At 69.6% G+C, this 23,318-nt stretch carries 18 protein-coding genes; 10 read left to right on the top strand and 8 right to left on the bottom strand.

All coding sequences use genetic code 11. The annotated features are described in order from the left end of the window. Positions 1–122: 122 nt before the first annotated feature. The 5 genes from AC5DRG_RS41115 to AC5DRG_RS41095 all read right to left on the bottom strand — a co-directional run bounded on the left by AC5DRG_RS41115 (position 123) and on the right by AC5DRG_RS41095 (position 6,166). Positions 123–1,613 (bottom strand): cellulose binding domain-containing protein, encoded by a 1,491-nt coding sequence (locus AC5DRG_RS41115; protein ID WP_491804946.1) that lies wholly within the window; start codon positions 1,611–1,613, stop codon positions 123–125. 212 nt (positions 1,614–1,825) lie between these two features. Beyond that, a complete protein-coding gene (locus AC5DRG_RS41110) occupies positions 1,826–3,178 on the bottom strand; it encodes a radical SAM protein (RefSeq protein WP_491804945.1) in 1,353 nt (450 codons plus the stop codon). Between the two features lie 58 nt (positions 3,179–3,236). Continuing rightward, positions 3,237–3,911: a pyridoxamine 5'-phosphate oxidase family protein gene (locus tag AC5DRG_RS41105; RefSeq protein ID WP_491804944.1), complete on the bottom strand. Its 675-nt coding sequence runs from the start codon at positions 3,909–3,911 to the stop codon at positions 3,237–3,239. Positions 3,912–4,016: 105 nt separating this feature from the next. Further along, entirely contained in the window at positions 4,017–5,063 is a 1,047-nt protein-coding gene (locus AC5DRG_RS41100) for a LacI family DNA-binding transcriptional regulator (RefSeq protein WP_491804943.1), read from the bottom strand. An 86-nt stretch (positions 5,064–5,149) separates the two neighbouring features. After that, positions 5,150–6,166 carry a hydroxyacid dehydrogenase gene (locus AC5DRG_RS41095; protein WP_491804942.1) on the bottom strand — a complete coding sequence of 339 codons (1,017 nt, stop codon included), beginning with the start codon at positions 6,164–6,166 and terminating at the stop codon, positions 5,150–5,152. A gap of 130 nt (positions 6,167–6,296) precedes the next feature. On the opposite strand from AC5DRG_RS41095, the gene AC5DRG_RS41090 reads away from it, so the two are divergent. Both AC5DRG_RS41090 and AC5DRG_RS41085 read left to right on the top strand, forming a co-directional pair. Next, positions 6,297–7,541: a D-arabinono-1,4-lactone oxidase gene (locus AC5DRG_RS41090; protein ID WP_491813291.1), complete on the top strand. Its 1,245-nt coding sequence runs from the start codon at positions 6,297–6,299 to the stop codon at positions 7,539–7,541. Positions 7,542–7,682: 141 nt separating this feature from the next. Continuing rightward, positions 7,683–8,945, top strand: a complete 1,263-nt coding sequence (locus AC5DRG_RS41085) for an ROK family transcriptional regulator (protein WP_491804941.1) — start codon at positions 7,683–7,685, stop codon at positions 8,943–8,945. A gap of 34 nt (positions 8,946–8,979) precedes the next feature. Here the strand turns inward: AC5DRG_RS41085 and AC5DRG_RS41080 are convergent, their stop codons facing one another. Further along, a complete protein-coding gene (locus AC5DRG_RS41080; RefSeq protein WP_491813290.1) occupies positions 8,980–10,596 on the bottom strand; it encodes an IS200/IS605 family accessory protein TnpB-related protein in 1,617 nt (538 codons plus the stop codon). Positions 10,597–10,999: 403 nt separating this feature from the next. Here AC5DRG_RS41080 and AC5DRG_RS41075 point away from each other — a divergent pair, with 403 nt between their 5' ends. The 7 genes from AC5DRG_RS41075 to AC5DRG_RS41045 all read left to right on the top strand — a co-directional run bounded on the left by AC5DRG_RS41075 (position 11,000) and on the right by AC5DRG_RS41045 (position 19,779). Next, positions 11,000–12,262, top strand: a complete 1,263-nt coding sequence (locus tag AC5DRG_RS41075) for an ABC transporter substrate-binding protein (RefSeq protein WP_491804940.1) — start codon at positions 11,000–11,002, stop codon at positions 12,260–12,262. 20 nt (positions 12,263–12,282) lie between these two features. Continuing rightward, positions 12,283–13,248, top strand: coding sequence for a carbohydrate ABC transporter permease (locus tag AC5DRG_RS41070; protein WP_491804939.1), 966 nt, complete (start codon positions 12,283–12,285; stop codon positions 13,246–13,248). Next, positions 13,245–14,123 (top strand): carbohydrate ABC transporter permease, encoded by an 879-nt coding sequence (locus AC5DRG_RS41065; RefSeq protein WP_491804938.1) that lies wholly within the window; start codon positions 13,245–13,247, stop codon positions 14,121–14,123. The genes AC5DRG_RS41070 and AC5DRG_RS41065 overlap by 4 nt, the downstream gene beginning before the upstream one ends. Before the next feature lie 27 nt (positions 14,124–14,150). Then, entirely contained in the window at positions 14,151–17,012 is a 2,862-nt protein-coding gene (locus tag AC5DRG_RS41060) for a glycoside hydrolase family 2 TIM barrel-domain containing protein (protein WP_491804937.1), read from the top strand. Between the two features lie 140 nt (positions 17,013–17,152). Further along, on the top strand, positions 17,153–18,166 hold the full coding sequence (locus tag AC5DRG_RS41055) for an ABC transporter ATP-binding protein (RefSeq protein WP_491804936.1): 1,014 nt from the start codon (positions 17,153–17,155) through the stop codon (positions 18,164–18,166). Between the two features lies 1 nt (position 18,167). After that, positions 18,168–18,971 carry an ABC-2 family transporter protein gene (locus tag AC5DRG_RS41050; protein ID WP_491804935.1) on the top strand — a complete coding sequence of 268 codons (804 nt, stop codon included), beginning with the start codon at positions 18,168–18,170 and terminating at the stop codon, positions 18,969–18,971. Position 18,972: 1 nt separating this feature from the next. Further along, positions 18,973–19,779, top strand: coding sequence for an ABC transporter permease (locus AC5DRG_RS41045; RefSeq protein ID WP_491804934.1), 807 nt, complete (start codon positions 18,973–18,975; stop codon positions 19,777–19,779). 14 nt (positions 19,780–19,793) lie between these two features. On the opposite strand, the gene AC5DRG_RS41040 is transcribed toward AC5DRG_RS41045, so the two are convergent. Then, complete coding sequence (locus AC5DRG_RS41040; RefSeq protein WP_491804933.1) at positions 19,794–21,095, bottom strand: MFS transporter; 1,302 nt, start codon at positions 21,093–21,095, stop codon at positions 19,794–19,796. A gap of 113 nt (positions 21,096–21,208) precedes the next feature. Here AC5DRG_RS41040 and AC5DRG_RS41035 point away from each other — a divergent pair, with 113 nt between their 5' ends. Continuing rightward, on the top strand, positions 21,209–22,288 hold the full coding sequence (locus AC5DRG_RS41035; protein ID WP_491804932.1) for a glycoside hydrolase family 10 protein: 1,080 nt from the start codon (positions 21,209–21,211) through the stop codon (positions 22,286–22,288). Here the strand turns inward: AC5DRG_RS41035 and AC5DRG_RS41030 are convergent. After that, positions 22,249–23,220: an AraC-like ligand-binding domain-containing protein gene (locus AC5DRG_RS41030; protein ID WP_491804931.1), complete on the bottom strand. Its 972-nt coding sequence runs from the start codon at positions 23,218–23,220 to the stop codon at positions 22,249–22,251. The genes AC5DRG_RS41035 and AC5DRG_RS41030 overlap by 40 nt on opposite strands. Between the last annotated feature and the right edge of the window lie 98 nt (positions 23,221–23,318).

The raw sequence follows: 23,318 nt of genomic DNA, 5'->3' as shown, positions 1-23,318 counted from the left end.
CGGCAGGAGATCACGGCGGCAACGACGAGCGTGCCGGAACCAAAAGGGCGCGCAATGCCCGTCGCCGAAGATCTCGACGGAGGGACAGTGCGCGCCGGTGAGCGAGCGGGTCAGGCGGTCGGTCAGCCGGTGGTGCAACTATCGCCGTTGAGGGTGAAGTTGTACGGCTCGGAGTTCTTGCTCTCCCAGGAGGCGAGGAAGCCGAAGGAGAGCGAACCGCCCGCGGTGACGGACTTGTTGTAGTCGGCGGCGGTGGCGATGACGCGGGCGTCCTTCTGGATGAAGCTCGCGTCCCACATCTGGCTGACCTGCTGGCCGTCCCGGAAGGAGAAGGCGACGCTCCAGCCGTCGAGGGCCTCGGTGCTGGTGACGGTGACCGTGGCCTGGAAGCCGTCGGGCCATTCGTTCACGAGGTCGAACTCCACCTCGCAGGCCGCCTGTTCACTCTCGGTGGGGTCTGGCGCGTTGCCGGAGGCGGTGGACGAGGTGGTGCCCTGGGGTTCCGGGTCGGGGTTCTTGTGCTCGTCCTTGCCCGCCGCGCCGCTGTCGTCGGACGGCTCGGCGGCGGGGCTGGAGGCGGTGGCCGACGGGAGCGGATCGGCGGACACGGAGGTGCCGGGGTCCGCGACGGGCTGGCCCTCGGTCGCGTCGCCGCCCGCCGCGTCGGTCCCGTCGCCGCCCATCGGCATCATCGAGACGGCGAGCGCCAGCAGGGAGACGAGCACGGCGGTGACGAGGAGTCCGTTGCGCACGGTACGCGCCTTGTTCGCGGCCGCCTTCGCCCCGCCGCTTTCCAACTCCAGGGCGTCCGGACGTCCGGCGCCGAGGCGCACCTCGGCGGCCCGGCGTCTGCGCTCCAGGTAGGCGAGGCCGCCCCAGCCGATCACGCCGCCGGCGAGCGCGGCGGGCAGGCCTCCCCCGTGCATCCGCAGACAGGCGGCGGCCTCCGCGCACTGCACGCAGGTCGCGAGGTGGCGCGAGAGGTCTTCCGGGGTGTCGGCGAGGGGCGAGCGGGTGACCGCGTCGAGCAGCCGGGCGTAGCTGCGGCACTGCGCGCCCATGGGTGTGTCGAGGTGGTTGCGGTGGCAGCGGTCCCTGAACAGGCCCCGGACCTGGGTGAGTTCCTCGGCCGCGGCGGCCGGGTCGAGGGCGAGCCGGCGGGCCACCGCGCTCAGCGGCAGCGCCTCCACCTCGGCCAGCCACAGCAGGGCCGCGTCCGGTTCCTGCATGTCGCGCAGGCCGCGCAGGGCGAGGGGGCGCTGCAGCGGCGGTCCGGTGTAGCGGGCGGCCTTGTCGGAGTTGAGCCACAGGCGCAGGTCGGGGTCGAGCTTGTACCCGTCGCCCTGGGTCTCCCATTCCGCGGCCGTGGTCCGAACGGCGGTCAGCAGCAGCGGTATCCGGGGCAGCCGCGGCGCGCGGCGGCCGGCGCTCCTGGCCGGTGCCGACTCGGCGGCGCGGGCCTCGCGTATGCCGAGTGTGAACGCTTCCCTCGCGAGCTGCTGGGTCGCGGCTGAACCGGAGGTGCACAGGTCCGCGTAGGAAAGCACCGCGTCCCAGCACTCGGAGAACAGCGCGGCCTCAGCGGCGTCCTGGGGGGCTGGCAGGTCGGGCATCGTACTCCTGCATCCACGAATGACGGCCAACTCACTCTGACACCAAGCGAGTTGGAGGGGGGCTGCCTCGTGACAGGGCCAGAGCCTTTCACGGTTCCCTCACAACTGACAAGCCACGTATTCAATTACGCGTGACGACCGTTCGCTCTCTGTGCAGTTGTACGGGAAACAACCCCACCGCGCTCATCCACCGCAGGAGTTGCACCGGAAAGTTACAAGCGGGAGGGCTCCTCCGCTGCCGACTCCGCCGTTCCCGACTGCTCGCGAGCCGGGAGGCTGTCCATGAAGGAGCTGACAGAGAACACCGCGCGGCCCGGGCCGGGTTCGCCGTAGCCGGGCGGGGAGGACAGCCCGAAGTCCTCCATCGTCGCGCGATAGGCCTCAAGCAGACGGATGTGGTACTCCAGCGGCGCACCCTGCGGGTTGGCCTTGCCGAGCGGGGTCGTGGGCTCGGGGCACCAGGTGGTGAAGCGGGGCGTGATGCCCTGCGACATGAAGAAGCGCAGTCCCTCCGTCGTGGAGGCGATCGCCTCGTCGACCGTGGTGAAGCCGAAGGGCTCCGCCATCTCCACGCCCGCGACGAAGTTGGGGATCACGTTGCGCGCGCCGAAGACGTCCGCGGAGTCGAGGATGCGCTTGTGCCACTCGTCGCGGCCGACGTAGCGCTCCTTGCCCGGGCAGTACATCTTGAAGAGGTACTCGTCCCACACCTCGTAGTTGGGGTGGTAGATCTGCACCCCGTAGTCCTTGAACCGCTGCACGTCGTCGCGCGGCAGCGCCTGGGCGACGACCTTGCCGATCCACCGGCCCGGGAAGTGCTCCTCGACGGCCTTGGCGTAGAGACCGTAGAAGTCGGCCTCGTCACGGCCCTGCAGCTTCGAGGTGATCGCGCCGCCGGTGAGCGTGTAGGCGGTGGACGCCTTCGCGGTGTCGTACCGGTTGATGATGTCGAGCGCTTCGAGAACCTCGTCGACGTCCTTGACGCCCGTATACGGTCGGCCGGCCGCCTTGTGCTGGCGCCAGTTGTGGTTGATGTCGCAGTACTGGCACTCCTCCTTGGCGCCGAAGTACTGGCAGACCCGGAAGACGGTGAGATAGATCAGGTAGCCCCACTGGATGGTGGGCGCGACCTCCATCACGGACTTCCCGTTGGAGAGCTTGTGCCGGTAGTACTCCGGCATCGGCGGCACACCGACGTCGGAGATCCGCTTCCCGTCGAGGTACAGCCCGAGCATGCCGTCCTCGTCGGCGGCCACGCGGTACGGCGACGCCGGGTTCACGCGCACGGAGACCACGGTCCGCCGCAGGTCGTACGGCCCACCGGTGAGGATGATCTCCTCCGGCGGGCGCCTGAGCGCGGCCTCGCCCAGCTCGGGCAGGGTGCCGTGGTCGAAGGAGAAGATGAAGTACGACTTCGGCTTGACCTCGCCGCCCTCGTTGTCGCTCAGGGCCGAGGGGTCGAAGGCCATCCCGCCCCGGAGCAGGTCCTCCTTGAAGACGGCCTCCCGCGGCACATGCGGAAAGCGCTCCATCAGATCCTCGACCAGCGCGGTGCGGCTGCCCATCCGTAATCTCCTCCCGGCTCAGGCGTTCGACTCCTCACGGTATGCCCCCGCCCGCGCGCTAGGTGTGCCGGGTCCCCTCGCGCCGCGAAATATGCGCCGGTACGTTGATCTCCGGCGCCAGCGCCGGGTCGGCCACGGGCGCGCCCCAGACCGAGGTCAGCGGCAGGGTCCCGGCCCAGATACCCAGCTCGGCGTCCGGCCCGTCACCGTCGTCGGGAGCACCCGTGCGGATCTTGACGGACGCCTCTTCGAGGGAGAGGGCGAGCAGAGTCGTGGCGGCGAGTTCCTTGCGGTTCGGCTGTCGGGCGTACGACCACTGCCCCGGCGTCACTTGTTCGGTGAGCCGGCGCAGGCCCTCCAGCTTCTCCGCCGGGTCGGTGATCCTGCGGGCCTCGCCGTGGATCACCGCGCTGCGGTAGTTCACGCCGTGCTCGAAGACGGAGCGGGCGAGGACGAGACCGTCGACGTGGGTGACGGTGACGCAGACGGGGGTGCCGCCGGCCAGGCTGCGGCTGGCGACCGAGCCGTGCAGGTAGAGGTGGCGCTCGTCACGCCCGTAGACGGTGGGCACGACCAACGGCCGCCCCTCGACCACCACCCCCAGGTGACAGACGAAACCGGCGTCGAGAATCGCCTCCAGGTCGGCACGGTCCAGGCTGCCCTGGTCGCGCAGACGGCGGTGACGGGTGAGGTCGGTCGTGGGGAGGCGTGCGGGCAGCGGGTCAGGGGCCATGCGCGCACGCTATCGATATCGCGACATCATGGCTACAAAATCGACCATCAGCGCACTTTCCCACCCCTAGGTCAACGAAATCCGCAGCCGCCCGGCTGATCTCGCTCAGCCGCCGCCGGCCCGCCGCGTCGACTCCCGCAGCACCACATGCGTGCCCAGCACCAGGTGCTGGCTGTCGGGCAGCTCGTCGCGGTGCAGGGCGAGGCGGACCGCGGCGCGGCCCAGTTCCTCCTGGGGGACGTTGACCGTGGTGAGCGTCGGGTGGACGTCGAGGGCGACGGGGATGTCGTCGTAGCCGGCGACCGCGATGTCGTCGGGGATGCGGCGGCCGGCCTCGCGCAGGGCCTGGATCGCGCCCGCCGCGATCATGTCGGTGGCCGCGAAGATCGCCGTGAACTCCCTTCCCGAGTCGAGGAGGTCACGGGTCGCCCGGTAGCCGTAGGGGCGGGAGAAGGCGCCGTCGAGGACCAGCTGGGGGTCGGGGGCCAGGCCGAGCAGGTCGTGGGCCCGGGTGAAGCCGCTGATGCGCTGGCTGCTGGTGGACATGCCGGGGATGCGGCCGAGGTAGGCGATGCGGCGGTGCCCGCCGGAGAGCAGGTGCGTGGTCATGGCGAAGGCGCCGCCCTCGTTGTCGTAGTCGACGACCGTGGCGGGGACCCCGGGGCCGAGCGGCGGCCTGCCGACGAGGACGAGCCGGGAGCCGGCCCGGTCCAGGGCGTGGGCGAAGTGGGTCATGCGGTCCTGGTAGGCCTTGTCCTCCCAGGCCCCGCCGACCACGATCACGGCGTCGGCGCGCTGCTCGCGCATGGTCTCGACGACGGCGAGGATGCGCTGGGGGTCGCCGTGGGTGGTGCAGAGCATGCACAGCCGGCCCTCGACCGAGGCCTGCTCCTCCACGCCGCGCGCTATGTGGGCGTAGAAGGGGCCTGTGACGTCGTCGACGACGAAGGCGACGGTCTTGTTGGTGGCGCCGCCGAGTGCGCGGGCGTGGGCGTTGACGACGTAGTCCAGCTCGCGCATGGCCTTGAGGACGCGGGCGCGGGTGGTGGCGGCGACCGGGTAGGTGCCGCCCAGCACCCGGGAGACGGTCGAGGCGGAGACCCCGGCCCGCGCGGCCACGTCCCGCACGGTCGAGGTGTCCCCGCCAGGCATGGGCTGTGCCTTCTTCCCCACCGCTCGGCTCCCCTTCCAGGATTCGTGCAGGTCACCTTACGAGACGGGCCTGGGCACAGGCGTGGTCACGCCGCCCGCTCCAGTGCCGTGTGGTCGATCGCGTACGCCAACTTCCCGCCGGACAGCAGCCGTTCGGCCTCCTCTACGACCGTGCGGCCGAGCCGGGCCACCTCGTTGCCCTGCGAGCCCGCGAGGTGCGGGGTGATGAACGCGTTGGGCAGGTCGAACAGGGGTGAGTCGGCGGGCAGCGGCTCGGGTTCGGTGACGTCGAGGATCGCGTTCAGCCGCCCGGTGCGCAGTTCCTCGACGAGCGCGTCGTGGTCGAGCAGCGCACCGCGCGCGGTGTTGATCAGCACCGATCCGCTGCGCATCAGGGCGAGTTCGCGGCGGCCGATCAGATGCCGGGTCTCCGGGGTCTGCGGGGCGTGCACGGTGACGACGTCGGAGGTGCGCAGCAGGTCGTCCAACGGCAGGAGTTCTACGTCGAGTTCGGCGGCCTGTGCCTGGTCGACGTACGGGTCCGCGAGGCTCACGCGCAGGTCGTGCGGGCGCAGCAGTTCGATGAGGCGGCGGCCGATGCGGGAGGCGCCGACGACGCCGACGCGGCGGCCGTAGTTGCCGATGCCGGGGACGATGTCGCCGTAGGGGAAGGCGCGGCGGGCGCGGAAGAGGTCGCGGAAGGCGAAGAGGTCCTTTCCGGCGAGCAGGATCATCGCGAGGGTGTACTCGGCGACGGGCAGCGCGTTGGCGGCGGCCGCCGAGGAGACGACGATGCCGCGCTGCCAGACCTCGGGCGTGGTGAAGCCCTTGACCGAGCCGGCCGCGTGGAGGACCGCCCGGAGCTTGGGTGCCGCGTCGAGGACGGCCGCGTCCAGGCGGGGGCAGCCCCAGCCGGTGACGAGGATCTCGGTCCGGGCGAGGGTGTCCTTGATAAGCGGGTCCGTGAAGTCCCGCGCGTTCTGTATCACGAGAGTGGGATCGATTTCTAAGGACGCGCGCAGCCGCGACAGCACATCGGGCGGGAAGATGTGCGGCATGTTCTCGGCGGTCATGGCGAACAGCGCCTGGGGACGCTCGGGCAAGGAAGTGGCCTTCCGGCTCGGTGACGCTCTGATAGCAACCGGTCTCTACGGTAGGCGGCGGCGAATGAGAGGGTCAATGGAAACGCACTCTTCCCGGCCGGACGACCGGGACGACGGAGGGACGGCAGGGATGACGGACGCGGTCACCAACTGGGCCGGCAACATCACGTACACGGCCAAGGAGTTGCACCGGCCGCGGTCACTGGACGCGCTCGGGTCCCTCGTGGCCGACAGCACGAACGTACGTGTGCTGGGCAGCGGGCACTCCTTCAACGAGATCGCCGAGCCGGGCGCCGACGGCGTACTGCTGTCGATCGCCGCGCTGGAGCCGGTGATCGACGTGGACACCATCGCCCGGACGGTACGGGTGTCGGGCGGCGTCCGTTACGCGGAGCTGGCCCGCGTGGTCCACACGCACGGGCTGGCGCTGCCCAACATGGCCTCCCTGCCGCACATTTCGGTGGCCGGCTCGGTGGCGACCGGCACGCATGGCTCGGGGGTCGGCAACGGCTCGCTCGCCGCGCCGGTACGCGAGGTGGAGCTGGTCACGGCGGACGGCTCCTCGGTGTCGATCGGGCGGGGTGACGCGCGTTTCGACGGTGCCGTGACCTCACTCGGCGCGCTCGGTGTCGTCACCGCGCTCACCCTGGACCTGGAGCCGGACTTCGCGGTCGAGCAGCACGTCTTCACCGAACTCCCGCTCACGGGGCTTGACTTCGAGACGGTGGCGGCGTCGGCGTACAGCGTGAGTCTGTTCACCGACTGGCGGGAGCCGGGCTTTCGGCAGGTGTGGCTCAAGCGGCGCACCGATCAGCCGCTGCCCGACTTCCCGTGGGCGGCGCCCGCGACCGAGGCGATGCACCCGGTGCCGGGCATGCCGGCGGTCAACTGCACGGAGCAGTTCGGCGTTCCGGGGCCGTGGCACGAGCGACTGCCGCATTTCAAGGCGGAGTTCACGCCGAGCAGCGGGGCCGAACTCCAGTCGGAGTACCTGCTGCCAAGGCAGCATGCCCTGGACGCGCTGCACGCGCTGGACGCGATCCGTACGACGATCGCGCCCGTGCTCCAGACCTGCGAGGTGCGGACGGTGGCCGCCGACGCGCAGTGGCTGAGTCCGTCCTACGGGCGGGACACCGTGGCGCTGCATTTCACCTGGGTCGAGGACACGGAGCTGGTGGTGCCGGTGGTGCGGCGGGTCGAGGAGGCGCTGGACGCGTTCGATCCCCGGCCGCACTGGGGGAAGGTCTTCACGGCAGGGGCGGGGGTGCTGCGCGGCCGTTATCCGCGGCTGGGAGACTTCTCCGCACTGGCGCGGTCGCTCGACCCGGAGGGCAAATTCGCCAATGCCTTCGTGCGTGACATCCTGGTCGGCTGATCTCCGACTGATCTCCGCGGGACTTTATAAAGCCCCTTTCCTAACCCCTTGTCGAATGTCCCCCGCAGCCCATAGCCTTGCGCCGCGCCGGTGCCGTCGTGGAGACCCCGGCATGGCTTGAGGCGATGGGGGGTCGAACGGATGGTGGCATCTCCGGTGAAGCGCACATCGCGCGACATCCGCACCGCGAACCGCTACGAGGTGCTGCGCCAGATCATCGCCCAGTCGCCCACGTCCCGGCAGGAGTTGGCCGCCGCCACCGGGCTCAGCCTGGCCACGGTCGCCACGCTCGTCGGTGAACTGCTCGACCTCCGCATGATCACGGAGGTCGGCTTCGAGGACTCCGCGGGTGGCCGCCCGCGGGGTCTCGTCGCCGTCAACGTCTCGGGGGGCGCGCTGATCGGCGTCGACATCGCGGAGACGTACGTCCATGTCGAGCTGTTCGACCTCGCGCTGAACATGCTGGGCCGCGCCGAGGAGAACATGCGCCCAGGCGAGAGCCTCCCGGAGCAGGTGGTCGGCCATGTCGCCGCCGCCGTCGGCTCGGTGGTCGCGCAGGCCGGCATCGAGGGCGCCCGGGTGCTCGGCGTCGGCGTGAGCGTGCCGGGCCAGGTGGACCGGGCGACCGGCGTCTCGGAGTACGCGCCCAACTGGGACTGGCACGAGGTGCCGTTGCTCGACCTGCTCACCGAACACATCGCGTATCCCCTGTACTTGGACAACCCGCTGCGCGCGAGCGCGGTCGCCGAGCTGTGGTTCGGGGCCGCGCGCGGGCGCGGGGACGCTGTGGTGGTCAACCTCGGGACCGGGGTGGGCGCCGGGCTCGTCCTGGGCGGCGGGCTGCACCGGGGCGTCAGCAACAGCGCCGGCGAGTGGGGCCACACCACGATCGTCCTGGACGGAAGGCTGTGCCGCTGCGGCAAGCACGGCTGCGTGGAGGCGTACGTCGGCGCGTCCGGAATCATGCTGACCCTGCGGGAGTTGAGCGCCGACAGCGTGCTGCTCCACCCGGAGGACCAGACGGCCACGATCGCCGCGCTGGCCCGGGGACTGCGGGCACACGACCCGGTCGCCCTCAAGGTGCTCCGCGACACGGTCCGCTATCTCGGCGCCGGCATCGCCGACCTGGTCAACCTGTTCAACCCCGAAGTGGTCGTGCTCAGCAGCTGGGTCGCGGCCGCCCTCGGCGAACCCCTGGTCGCCGAAGTGCGCGAGGCCGTCGCCCGGCACGCGCTGCCGCGCCCGATGGCCGCCACCGAGATCGTCCTCTCCCCGATCCCCACCGACCCGGTGTGCCTGGGCGCGGCGACGTTCGCGCTCGAAGGGGCGCTCCAGTCAGTCGGCCAGAGGACTGCCGTAAAACGCACCACCCCCGCAAGGAGTCGTACCGCACCACCTTCATGACGACGGAAGGGATGCACGTGCCTCACCACCGTTCCTAAAGAGTGAGCATGAGTTGTTCATGCTCAGCCGCGTGCCCCGAACGGTCTTGGGCACACTGGTCCCCCGCGTTCGCTCCGCGTCCGGCGCCGACGGATCGTGTCCGTGGTCCGGGGATGCGGGGGCGGGTTCCCTCACGCCCAAGGACTTCCGGTCGGGCCTGGACGGTCCGATGCCCCTGCACATCACTCCGGTGTGCAGGGGGCGGTGCCGTCCGTCGCCGGATCGGGTGCCCCTGGGCGCGCCTGCCGATCGCCACGGCTGCCGCGTCGTGGCGAGTGGTTTTCCTGTTTGTGGAGTTGAGCGGTTTCTGCCAGTGCTGGGCGCCCCAGCGGCTGGTGTAGGCCGGGTCCACGGCGACGATCGCGATACCAGTCTGGTCAGCCATCGAGGTCAGCCGCGCGCGGAGCTTGCCGGTGGGCATGCCCGAGATCAGCTGCCGGAAGCGCTTTTTGCGGCCGTGCTTCTCCCGGGTCTTCTCCGCACCGAAGTCCAGGTCCTCGACGGCAATCGCCTTCACGCCGCAGGTCCTGGCCCAATGCAGCAGCCGGGACAGGGCGTGCCTCACCTGGGCGTCCCGGTGTTCGGCGGTGCCGGACAGGTCGTAGAAGAAGCGGCGCGGCTGACCGGTCGGGTTGCCGTGCACATCCAGACGCCAGGCGGCGAGGTGATCAGCGTTGGTGTCCACGCCGATCACACCCCCGGCCAGGGCCACATCCAGCAGGATCGTCGGCGTCGTCGGGTACTGCCAGGACGCGGTGAGATACCAGCGGCCACGCGCCACATCCAGGCGGATGCCGTACGCGACGGCCCGGTTGGCTTCCACCCGGTCGGCCCACTCCGGCCCCCGGTGCGGGAACGCGACGCGGCAGGCGAGCACATACCGGCCGTGCTTCGCGTTCGCCAAGTCGGCCAGCGGGGCGGGCAGCTTGATGCTCACCTCGCCCTCCGGGCTGACCCGGATCGTCTCGTTGCCGTACCGCTTCCCGGACTCGCCGTCCGCCCGGAGGAAGCGGCGTTCAGCCTCCCAACGTTGTCGCCACTCGGCCTCGGTGAGCTGCGCGGCATCCAGGTGGTGGCGGGTGCGGGCCAGGCGCTTGCCACCTCGCGTCACGCGTACGACCCCGGCGTCACGGTCCGCTTGTTCGGCGGCCAGCCGGTCTTCGAGGACGCGCAGGCGGCGGGCCTTGGCGTGCCATTCCCGACGGGAAGAGTAGCCGCCCGGCGCCTTCTTCGAGCCCTTCTCGCCCACGGGCAGAGACAGCCGGTGCGCGATGGTCTGGATGCCCGCTTCCAGGCTCTGGATGTGGGCGGACTGGCTGCGGCGGGCGAGCGCCCACTGATCGTGTGTGGCCTTGGTGATGCTGCCCGCCCACCGCGACGACGACACCGCCGTCAGCTCCCTCTTACGTGCCGCCCAGGTGTCCGCGGAGTGTTCCAGGCCGTCCCTGCAACGGGTCCTGAGGTCCTTCGAGGCGAGCGCGCCGAGATGCGCACCCACCAGCTCCAGGACCTTCTCATCCTCCGGCGTCAGGTGCTTGAGCCGGGTACGGACCGCCACACCACTCGGGCCGACCGCGACGAACGGCCTGGCCAGTGACCTCAGCCCGCCCACCCCGTCACCCCCTGCCTGCACCCACCCCGAAGATCCCGTCACCGCACCTAACGAAGCCCACCCTCAAAGGTCACGCGTTCGAGGAAAGAAAATCCATTCCCTTCTCGCGAAGGGCCGACCCCACGGTCGACGCGTGCGGCAGGACCAAGACCACCGGCGCTCGCCCCTGCCCACCAAAACACGTTTGAACACACTTCAACGGCAGCAGCTTCAACCACCCTGCACCACCCGGTCGTTCGTCATTCCGAACCGGACACAACGCTTCGAACAGACTTCGTCCAACCCCTTGCCGAAGCCTTAGCCGAAGGTTAACGTCCCGCACCGCAACACCATTTCGAGCCATCGGCCGTCGTGCCGTGGAGCCGCAAGTCGCAAGCCGCACTCGACAGACAAGGACGTCAACATGTCGGCAATGAGCAGCAGCAACTGGGACCGTCGATCCGTACTGCGAGCCGCCGCGGGCCTCGCCGCGCTGGGGCCGCTGGCCGCGTGCGGGGGTAACACGGGGCGTAGCGGCGGGGGTTCGGGCACCGCCCTGATGCAGTACTTCCACGCGTACGGCGAGGCCGGCACCGAGCAGGCCATCAAGAAGTACGCCGCCGCGTACGACAAGGCCAACGTGACCACTCAGTGGATCACCGGCTCCAACTTCGAGAGCAAGCTGTTCTCGGCGCTGCTCACCGACAACGCTCCGGACGTCTTCGAGTTCCACCCGCAGATCCAGCTCGTGGAGAGCGGCCAGGTGGCCGACCTGAGCGACCTCATCAACCCGGTCAAGGACGACTTCAACCAGGCCGACATCGCCTCGCACACCATCGACGGGAAGATATGGGGCGTCCGCATGATCGACGACCCGCAGTTCTTCTACTACCGCAAGTCGATGCTGGAGGACGCGGGCGTCGAGCCGCCCACCACGCTGGACGAGCTGGTCGAGGCCGCCGCGAAGCTCACCACGGACAAGGTCAAGGGCGTCTTCCTCGGCAACACCGTCACCCCGGTCATGAGCCCGCTGATCTGGTCGACCGGCGCCGACACCCTGACCGACAAGAACGCGATCGCCTACCACACGGACGCGGTCGCCGAGGGCCTGAGCAAGCTCCGCACGATGTTCAAGGACGGCCACCTGCTCCTCGACGCCCCCGCCGACTGGTGGGACCCGTCCGCCTTCACCCAGGGCCTGGTCGCCATCCAATGGTGCGGCATGTGGGCGATGCCGGTGATCGAGAAGGCGCTCGGCGACGATGTCGGCATCATCCCCTTCCCGAGCTCCGGGGACGGCGGCAAGGCCGCGGTGACCAACGGCGGCTGGTCGATGTTCGTGAACGCCAAGTCGAAGCACCTCGACGAGGCGAAGGAGTACGTGAAGTGGCTCTGGATCGACCAGAAGGAGTACCAGGAGGACTGGGCGCTCAGCTACGGCTTCCACATCCCGCCGCGCACCTCGCTCGCCGAGTCCGCCACCAAGCTCAAGTCGGGTCTGGCCGCCGAGGGCGTCAAGCTCTTCAACGAGTTCGGTCACTTCGACAACCCGGCCTGGACGCAGGCCATGATCGTCGCCCTTGAGGGCGTCATCGCCGACTCCGTCCGCAAGGGCGGAGACCCGGAGGCCGCGCTCGACAAGGCCGACAAGACCGTCAACCGCGAGCTCAAGAAGCTGTTCGGATAGGCCGGCGGAAAGAACACGACATGTCGACCACCACCACGAGCGGTGTCGCCAAGACCCCCGCCGCCGCCGAGACCCCCAAGGTCAAGCGGCGGCGCGGGGTGCGTGGCCGCACCCTCAACTTCTGGCTCTTCACCGGCCCGTTCCTGATCGGGCTCGCCGTCTTCGTCTACATCCCGATCGGCTGGAGCGCTTACCTCTCGTTCTTCGAGGCCCGCTACACGGTCACCCCGGACAAGTTCATCGGCTTCGACAACTACTCGTACATGCTGACGAACGAGAAGTTCACCGACTCGCTCGTCACCTTCACCGTCTTCGCCGCGTTCATCGTGCCGGTCACCTGGGCGTTCTCGCTGGGCCTGGCGCTGCTGGTGAACCGGCTGCGGTTCATGCGGGCGTTCTTCCGGTCGGTGTTCTTCCTGCCGACCGCGGTCAGCTTCGTCGCCGCCTCGCTGATCTGGAAGATGTCCATCTTCAGCGGTGTCCGCTTCGGTCTGGCGAACACCGTGATCGGCTGGTTCGGCGTCGAGAACATCGCCTGGCTCGCCAACCCAGACCCGCCCTGGTACTGGCTGGTCATCGTCACCGTACGCCTGTGGCTGCAGGCCGGTTTCTACATGATCCTGTTCCTGGCGGCGCTGCAGAACATCCCGCCGGAGCTGTACGAGGCCGCCGCGATCGACGGCGCGAAGCCGGGCTGGCAGACCTTCCGGTTCATCACGCTCCCGCAGCTGCGTGCCACGTCGACCGCGGTGATCCTGCTGCTCCTCGTTGCCGCCTACCAGGCCTTCGACGAGTTCTTCAACCTGCTGGCCAAGACGACGTGGGGCCGTCCCCCGCTGGTCGAGCTGTACTACACGGCGCTCGGCGAGAGCCAGGACTACGGCGCGGGCAGCGCCGGAGCCATGATCCTGACCCTGCTGATCTGTGTCGTGACGCTCGTCCAGGGCAGGTTCATGGGCTTCGGAAGGGGGGAGGAGTCCAAGTGACCACCACCGCACCAGAAACGCACCGCACCCGCATCGTGAAGAAGCGGCGCGGCGGCGTCATGAGCAGCGCCGGCCTCTATATCGCCACCAGCGTCTGCGCCCTGCTGTTCCTGATCCCCTTCTATCTGATCGTCCGCAACGCCCTGTCCACGGACGCCGAGATCACCGGCGAGAACTGGAAGTGGTTCCCCACCGACATCCAGTGGGGCAACTTCACCGAGCTGTTCGACGACCCGACCGTGCCGTTCGCGCAGTCCCTGTGGAACTCGGCGGTCGTCGGCGTCCTGCACACCCTCGGCACCCTGCTGGTCTGCTCGCTGGCCGGGTACGGCCTGGCCCGCATCCCGTACCGGCACGCCAACAAGATCTTCTACTTCGTCCTGGTCACCCTGATGGTCCCGACCGCCGTGACGTTCGTACCGAGCTTCGTGCTCGTCTCGTCCCTCGGCTGGGTGTCCAGTCTTCAGGGACTCGTGGTTCCGGGGCTCTTCAGTGGTTTCACCTGCTTCCTGTTCCGGCAGTACTTCTTGGGGTTCCCGAAGGAGCTGGAGGAGGCGGCGCGTGTGGACGGGCTCAGCTACTGGGGCGCGTACTGGCGCATCGTCGTACCCAACTCGGCGAACTTCTTCGCCGCGATCGCCACGATCACCTTCATCAGCGGCTGGAACGCCTTCCTGTGGCCCCTGGTCATCGGCCAGGACCAGGAGGCGTGGACAGTCCAGGTCGCGCTCTCCTCGTACATGACCAACCAGACCGTGAACTTCCATCTGATCTTCATGGCCACCGCCATTTCCATCCTGCCCCTGGTGTTCGTGTTCCTGTTCCTCCAGCGCTGGCTGGTGCAGGGCGTCGCGCAGACCGGCATCAAGGGCTGAAGCCTTCTTCCCACGACCTGGAGACCGATGTCTTTCCGCACCACCTCCCCCACCGACTACGTCGAGGACGTCTCCCCCGGGAGCGGGGCCCTGCCACCCCGCTCCTGGTACGCGTCCTCGGACGCCAAGTCCACGTCTCTCAACGGCAGTTGGCGCTTCCGGCTGTCGGCGACAGCCGATGCCGAGGACGACTCCTTCGCCGAGGAGGGCTATGACGCCGGGGACTGGGCCGAGGTCGCGGTCCCCGGGCACTGGGTCCTCCAAGGACACGGTTCACCCATCTACACCAACCACCTCTACCCCTTCCCAGTGGACCCGCCGCGTGTCCCGACGGAGAACCCGACCGGCGACCACCTGCGCGTCTTCGACCTGCCGTCCGACTGGCCGTCGGACGGCGGGGTGGTCCTACGTTTCGACGGCGTCGAGTCCTGCGCCCGCGTCTGGCTGAACGGCACGGACATCGGCGAGTTCAAGGGCTCGCGCCTGCCGCACGAGTTCGCGGTCGGCCATCTCCTCAAGCCGAGCGGCAACGTCCTGGCCGTCCGTGTCCACCAGTGGTCGGCGGGCTCGTATCTGGAGGACCAGGACCAGTGGTGGCTGCCCGGCATCTTCCGTGACGTGACACTGCTGCACCGCCCGGCGGGCAGCGCCCTCGACTTCTTCGTGCATGCCTCCTACGACCATGTCGAGGGCGTCGGCACCCTGCGCGTCGACTCCGATGTCGACGGGCGGGTGTCCGTGCCCGCGCTGGACATCGATGTCGCCACCGGGGACACGGTGACGGTCCCAGTGCGGCCGTGGACCGCCGAGACCCCGCATCTGTACGACGGTGTGCTGGTCACCGAGGGCGAGCGCGTCCCCCTGCGCATCGGCTTCCGTACGGTCGTCCTCGAAGACGGTCTCATCAAGGTCAACGGGAAGCCGATCCTCTTCAAGGGCGTCAACCGGCACGAGTGGCACCCGGAGAAGGGCCGCGCCCTCGACCTGGAGACCATGCGGCAGGACGTGCTGCTGATGAAGCGGCACAACCTCAACGCCGTCCGCACCTCCCACTACCCGCCGCACCCGGCCTTCCTGGACCTGTGCGACGAGTACGGCCTGTGGGTGATCGACGAGTGCGACCTGGAGACGCACGGTTTCACCGAGCAGGCCTGGCGCGACAACCCCGTCGACGACGACCGCTGGACCCCGGCCCTCCTGGACCGCGCTGCCCGTATGGTCGAGCGCGACAAGAACCACCCGTCGGTCGTCATCTGGTCGCTGGGCAACGAGGCCGGCACCGGACGCGGTCTGACCGCCATGGCCGAGTGGATCCACGGCCGGGACGGATCCCGGCTCGTGCACTACGAGGGCGACATCGACTGCCGCGACACGGACATGTACTCGCGGATGTACGCCTTCCACGGCGAGGTCGAGCAGATCGGCCAGGGCCTGGACGGCGGCACCCACAAACGACGCCAACTCCCCTTCATCCTCTGCGAGTACGGGCACGCCATGGGCAACGGCCCCGGCGGGCTCGCCGACTACCAGCGGATCTTCGAGTCGTACGAGCGGCTCCAGGGCGGCTTCATCTGGGAGTGGATCGACCACGGCATCAAGGACGAGCGGTTCGGCTTCGCGTACGGCGGCGACTTCGGCGAGGAACTGCACGACGGGAACTTCGTCTGCGACGGCCTGATCTTCCCGGACCGGACACCCTCCCCCGGGCTCGTCGAGTACAAGAAGGTCATCGAGCCGGTCCGGATCGAGGGCGACGGTTCGGAGGGGACCGTACGGGTGACCAACGCGTACGACTTCGCCGACCTGTCCGCGCTCGCCTTCGAATGGTCGTACCAGGTGGACGGCGAGACGGTCGAGGCCGGCGCGCTGTCCGTGCCCGCCCTCGCCCCCGGCGAATCGGCCGAGGTCAAGCTGCCGCAGCCGCCCGCGGACGGCCGGGGCGGTGAGACGCAGTGGACGGTGCGTGCGCAGCTGGCCGAGGAGACCGCGTGGGGGGCGAAGGACCACGAGGTGGCCTGGGCCCAACTCCCGGTCAGCGAACGGGTGGTGTCCTCGGTCGCGGCGAGCGACGCCCCGTCCGCGAGCGAGAAGCTCATCCATCTCGGGCCTGCCTCCTTCGACGCCCGCACGGGCGCACTGAAGACCATCGGCGGCCTGGACGTGACCGGCCTCCGCCTGGACGTGTGGCGGGCGGTCACCGACAACGACGACGGCGCGGAGTGGCAGACGGACACCCGCTACGGCCAGCTGTGGCGCAAGCTCGGCCTGCACCGCATGCAACACCGCCTGGATGCCGTCGAGTTGGGTGACGATTCGCTGACGGTACGGACCCGGGTGGCGCCCGCCGCCTGGGAGGTGGGCCTCACCACGGTGTACCGGTGGACCTCCGACGGCACACGGTTGAAGCTGACCGTGTCGGTGGGGCCTGAGGGCGACTGGACCTTGCCGCTGCCGAGGCTCGGCGTGCGGCTCGGGCTGGCTCGGGCGGACGCGGTGAAGTGGTTCGGCGGCGGACCCGGCGAGGGATACCCGGACACCAAGTCGGCTTCCAAGCTGGGCCTTTGGCACTCCACCGTGGACGAGCTGCAGACGCCGTACGTCCGCCCGCAGGAGAACGGCGCCCGCCCCGACGTCCGCTGGGCGGAGCTCGGCGGACTGCGGATCGAGGGCGACCCGGAGTTCTCGTTCAGCGCGCGCCGCTGGACGAACGAGCAGCTGGACGCGGCCGAGCACCGCACCGACCTCACGCCCGGTGACACGGTCTGGGTCAACCTCGACCACGGCCAGCACGGCATCGGCTCGCAGTCCTGCGGCCCGGGCCCGCTGCCGCAGTACTTCCTGCGGGCCGAGGCGACGGAGTTCTCGTTCGTGTTCTCGGTGATCGATTAGTCCAATTCGCTGGTCAATTAATCCATGGACCGATTGATCGACATTCTGCGAGAGTGGTGAGGTGCCCGCGGCCGGTCGGCCTTCCAGTCGACCGGCCGCAACTCGTTTTGAGAGCATTTGAGAGCAAGGGAGTTCACACCTTGAGCGGAAGCATCGAGGTCCGCGGGCTCTCCCGCACCTTCCACACGACCGTCCGCCGACCGGGCTTCACCGGGGCTGTCCGCTCCCTGGTCAATCCCGAGCGGGTCGCCAAGCACGCCGTCTCCGACATCACCTTCGACGTGGCCGCGGGTGAACTCCTCGCTCTGCTCGGCCCGAACGGCGCCGGCAAGTCCACCACCATCAAGGTCCTCACCGGCATCCTCACGCCCACCTCGGGCGAGGCCCGGGTCGCGGGCGTGGTTCCGTACGAGGAGCGCGAACGCAACGCCCGTAACATCGGGGCGGTGTTCGGGCAGCGCACCCAGCTGTGGTGGGACCTGCCGGTGCGCGAGTCGTTCGCGATCCTGCGGGACATCTACGAGGTACCCAAGGCCGAACACGCGGCCCGCCTCAAGGAGTTCGACGACCTCCTCGACCTGTCGTCCTTCTGGGACACCCGGGTCCGCCATCTCTCTCTCGGCCAGCGGGTGCGCTCCGACCTCGCGGCGGCCCTGCTGCACGATCCGCAGGTGGTGTTCCTCGACGAGCCGACCATCGGTATGGACGTGGTGGTCAAGGAGCAGGTGCGGGAGTTCCTCCGGTACCAGGTCGAGGAGCGCGGCCGTACGGTCCTGCTCACCACGCACGACATGACCGAGGTCGAGCGGCTCGCCGAGCGCGTGGTCCTCATCAACCACGGCCGACTCGTCCTCGACGGCTCCCTCGACGAGATCCGCCGCAAGTTCGGCTCGACCTGGCAGGTCCGTGCGACCCTCGCCGACGCGCACACGGACGTCGTGGCGCTGCCGGGCATCGCGGTGCTGCTGCACGACGGACCGCAGGTCGTCTTCGGCCCCGACGGAGCCGACGCGCCCAGCGTGCACCAGGCGTTGAAGGCAGTCATCGAGCGCTACGAGGTGACGGGCATCGCCATCGACGAGGCCGACCTAGAGGACGTGATGCGGGCCGCGTACGTCCACGCCGCGGAGCCCGCGGCGGAAGGGGCGGCCTGACATGGCCGTCCTGAACGCCTGGCGCACGGCCCGCGTCACCCCGCTCGGTGAGCTGCACGCCCCGCCCCGGATGACGGCCGTCTTCGTCCGACTGGCCGTGCAGGTCGTGCTGGTGGCCTCGCTGTGGCACGGCCTGTACTCGCACACCGGCACCACCGCCGGAATCGACGAGAACCAGGCCGTCTCGTACGCCGTGCTGGCCGTACTGGCGTCCCGGCTACGGGAGTTGGACCAGTACACGGGCCGGGACACCGTGATCCAGCACATGCACTTCGGCACGATCGTGTACTGGTACCTGCGTCCGCTGCCGCCCCAGCGGTACTACGCCCTGCGCGCCCTCGGCGAGCAACTGTACGGCTTCGCCTGGGCGCTGGGCGGATTCGTGGTCTGTCTCGCGGCCGGAGTGGTGGAGCCGCCCAAGTCGGCTGCCGTGGCAGGGGTGTTCGTGGTCAGTCTGGTGCTCGGCCAGTGGGTTCTGTACTACGTGATGCTCATGCTGGACCAGCTGTGCTTCTTCATCCTCCGCAACAACTCCGCGATGCTGATCCTGATCTTCGCGCAGAACCTGCTGTCCGGGGTGTACGCGCCTCTGTGGTTCTTCCCGGACTGGTTCATCACGCTCAGCGGCTTCCTGCCGTTCCAGGCAACCCTGAGCGTGCCGCTGTCGATCTACGTCGGACGGATCCAACTGTCCGACGCAGGAGCCCAGTTGGCTGTCCAGGCCGCCTGGGTCGTCGCGCTGGGGCTGTTCACCCGATGGGTGTGGCGGCGGGCCGCGCGGCGCGTGATCTCGCAGGGAGGCTGAGATGTCGCTGAAGGCCGTGCGCATCATGTGGCGCATCACGCTGCTCAACATCCGCGCCGCGATGGAGTACCGCACCGAGTTTCTGCTGAACATCGCGATCGGTGCGATCTGGCAGGTGTCGGTGATCGTGTTCGCGACCGTGCTGCTGGCCCGGTTCGCCGGGATGGGCGGCTGGGACAGCTCCGACGTACTGCTGATCCCGGCGATACGGATGCTCGCCCACGGATTGTTCGTCCTGGTCCTTGGTCGACTGCACTTCATCGGCCGGCAGATCCAGGAAGGCCGCATCGACATCTACCTGATGCGCCCCATGCCGGTGCAACGCCAGGTCCAGCTCGCCTACTTCCCCACCAACGCGATCGGCGACCTGACCGTCGCCACGGGCCTGATGGTCGGCGCGCTCAGCCGCAGCGAGCTGGACTGGACGTCGGGACGGATCTCGTACCTGATCGCAGCGGTCGTGGGCGGCATGCTCCTGGAGGCGGCCCTGTTCGCGGTGGTCGCCAGCGCCGCCCTGCGCTTCCCGGCCGCCGACTACTGGGGCCGTTGGCTGGAGGAACTGCTCGGCACGTTCGGCAGTTACCCGCTCAACGTGCTCCCCAAGGCGGTGGGCGGCTTCCTGACCTACGGCCTTCCGCTCGCGTTCGTCGCATACTTCCCGGCAGCCGTACTGACTGGCCACGGACACGAGACCGGCGTCCCGTACTGGCTGGCGGCCGCCTCACCGCTGCTGGGGCTGGCCGCGTATGTGGGATCGCAGCTGCTGTGGCGGTGGAGCTTGCGGCACTACACGGGGGTGAATGGCTGACGGAGGCCCGGTCCTCAGGTCGCCTCGGGTGACCGTACAGGTATCCGCTCGGGATGCCGTCCCCGTGCCGGTGTGAGCAGGGCCAGTCCGGCGATGGCGACGCAGCACGCGCCCGCGGCCAAGCCGACGGGGCGGGTCCCCCAATGCTGGGCCGCCCAGGTGACGACGGCCGCGCCGATGGGGGCGGCGGCGTAGTGCAGGGTCCAGAAGGCGGAGGTGACCCGGCCCAGCAGGTGCTGCGGGGTCACCTGCTGGCGTAGGGACATGGAGCAGGTGCCGGCGATGCCGACGCAGCCCAGGAAGGCGACGGTCAGCGCCGCGACGGCCGGTACGTCGACGGCCCAGCCGATCCCGGCGAGCGCGACGCCGCAGACAGCCACGGCACCGGTCCAGGTGGGCCCGAAGCCGAGCTTGCGGCGGATGCGGGCCACGAGCAGGGCCCCGGTGATCGAGCCGAGGGCGCCGATGGAGAAGACGGTGCCGACGGTGCCGTCGCTGTGGCCGAGGTCGTGCTTGAGGTGGTAGATGAGCAGGTCGTTCACGCCGAGCTCCAGGAAGCTGAAGCCGGACAGGAGCAGGGTCATGGCGCGCAGCACCGGGTGACGCCAGAGGAAGGACGCTCCGGTCGCCAGGTCCTTCCACACGCCCTGCCCGACGGCCGTAGCGGATTTCTCTTCCGACCCGGACGGGGCGCCGACCGCGAATCGTACGAAGCTCAGGCAGAGCGCCGACACTCCGAAGCTGGCCGCGTCCACTCCGATGGCCGCCGTCGGGCCGAACCAGCCGGCCACGACGCCCGCGCACAGCGGACCGACCACTCCGGCCGCCGCCGCGGTGGCGTTCAGCCGTCCGTTGGCCTCGGTGATGCGGCTCCCCTTGACCAGCGCGCGCACGACGGTGACGTAGCCGACGTTGAACATCATGCCGACGCCCGAGCACAGCGGGAGGACGAGGTAGAGCAGCCAGATCCGGGGCCCGGCGACGGCCCAGACCACGGGGATCAGCGCGTACAGCGCCATCCGGACGAGGTCGCAGCCGATGAGCAGCTTGCGCCGGTCCACCCGGTCGACGACGACCCCCGCGAACACCCCGGCCGCTACGGAGGCCACCCCGCCGACAGCCGTCAGCAGCCCCATCTGCGCGACCGACCCGGTCGCCCGCAGCATCAGCAGCGGCAGGGCGATCAGCGCGAAGGAGTCCCCGAGGACGGAGAAAGTGTGCGCTCCCCAGAAGATCCCGAAGTTGCGGTCGCGCCACAACGGCCGTTTGTCCAGAGCAAGTTGGTCGTCATCGGTGCGTTCGCCGTCGAGTGTCATCATCGGCACCCTAGGTGGGCGATGGCATCCGACGGCAACCTTTTTTACGGCGGCGGCGACCGCAGGGTGAGGTATCCGCACCCGCAGCTCTCCCCCACCCGCGAGGAGTCCCCGTGTCCCGCACACCGCGAAGCCACCGTCGTCGTACGCTCCGCTCCCTCCCCTTCGTCGCCGCCGGGGCGCTGCTCGTCGCCGGTGCCGTCACGCTTCCGCAGTTCACGTCCGGTGCCGAGGCGGCCACCACCCTGCGTGGGTACGCCGACGGGCGGGGCGTGAAGATCGGGGCGGCCGTCGGGGACAGCCCACTGCAGAGCGACTCGGCGTACACGACCGTCCTCGACCGGGAGTTCAACTCCGTGACCGCCGAGAACGCGATGAAGTGGGACGCCCTGGAGGCGACCCGGGGCAGCTACAACTGGGCCGCGGCCGACCGGCTCGTCGCGCACGCGGCCGCGCACAGCCAGGGGGTGCGCGGGCACACGCTCGCCTGGTACGCGCAGTTGCCCTCCTGGCTGAAGAACGGGAGCTTCACCGCGACCCAGCTGAACACGATCCTCAAGAACCACATCGACACGGTCATGGGCCGCTACAAGGGCAAGATCTACGCCTGGGATGTCGTCAACGAGACGTTCAACGACGACGGTTCGATGCGCAGCTCGCTGTGGCAGAACACCCTCGGCACCGGCTACATCGCGAGCGCCCTGCGCTGGGCGCACGCCGCCGACCCCGCCGCCAAGCTGTACATCAACGACTACAACATCGAGGCGGACAACGCGAAGAGCGACGCCCTGTACGCCCTCGCCAAGCAACTCCTCGCCGACGGCGTCCCTTTGAACGGCATCGGCTTCCAGTCGCACTTCGTGGTGGGGCAGGTGCCGTCGACGATGAAGGCCAACCTGAAGCGGTTCTCGGACCTCGGCCTGGAGGTCTCCGTCACCGAGCTCGACATCCGTATCCCGCTGCCCGCCTCCACCGCGGAACTCGCCCAGCAGTCCACCGACTACAAGACGGCGAGCGAGAACTGCCTGGGCGTGGCGCGGTGCGCGGGCGTCACGCTGTGGGGCGTGACGGACAAGTACTCGTGGATCCCGGGCACCTTCAGCGGCTACGGGGCGGCCCTGCCGTACAACGAGAGTTACGCCGCCAAGCCCGCCTACACCGGCCTGTCGAACGGACTCAACCCGGCTGCCTGAGTGCGTAGTTCGCGTGCCGTCAGGCCGTAGCGCTCCTTAAGGCCCCTGGCCAGATGGCGTGGGTCGTGGATGCCCCAGCGGGCGGCCAGGGCGGCCGTCGTACGGCCGGCGAGGGCGGGGTCAAGGAGGTCGCGGCGGATGCGTTCGAGGCGTTCGTGGCGCAGCCAGGCCGCGAAGGGCGGGGCGCCTGAACGTTGGAAGAGGCGGTGCAGCTGCCGGGCGGAGATGCCGTGCGCGGCGGCGACGGACTCGACGCACAGGGCGGGGTCGGCGATGTTGGCGAGGGCGTGGACGCGGACGCGGTCGACGAGGTCCGTGGCGGTGTCCGTCCGGGCGGGCGCGAGTTCCGTGAAGGCGGCGATGAGGAGGGAGAGCAGGGCGTCACCCACATGGCTCGCGGCCGGTCCGGCCAGTTCGTCGAGGTGGCTGCCGAGACCGAGCAGGAAGGCGGACAGCACCGCCTGTGCCCCGGTCTCGCTGGGTAATCGGTGTGCCGCGAGCCGGGCCACCGTGTCGGCGTGGCGGCCGAGTTCGCCGCGCGGGATCCCCACGGCCATGACGTCGCAGTCGTCGGGGACCGACAGCCGGTACGGCCGGGTCATGTCGAAGACGACGAGGTCACCGGTGTGCGCCCGCACCTGCCGACTGCCCTGTTCGGCCAGTCCCGGCTGCCGCGACCGGTGCAGGGTGATCTTCAGCAACTCCGGGTCCGTGGAGGTGATGGCGCGGGCCGAGCGGGTGACGAGATGCGCCGAGCCCCGGACCCGGGCCACCGCCATCCGTCCCATCGCGGCGGCGTCGATGTCCGCGCGGAACGGGAACGCCTCCACCGCGCCGGGCGCCGTCACGGCGAGCGGGGCGAGGACGGTGGACGCGGCCGTCTGCAACTCCCCTACTCCGGCCCGGTGTACGTGCAGAGCACCCGTGTTCATACAGCTGTCCCCCACCTGCTGGACTGCGGCGCCTGAACCCCTACGACGTAGCGACCGGGCCGACCGGTTCCGGGCGCGAACCGGAGACAGTCCGGGCG

Source organism: Streptomyces sp. JLBG701 (assembly GCF_058544905.1).
The sequence above is the reverse complement of the archived record's forward strand: the minus strand, read 5'-3'. Positions and strand labels throughout refer to the sequence as shown.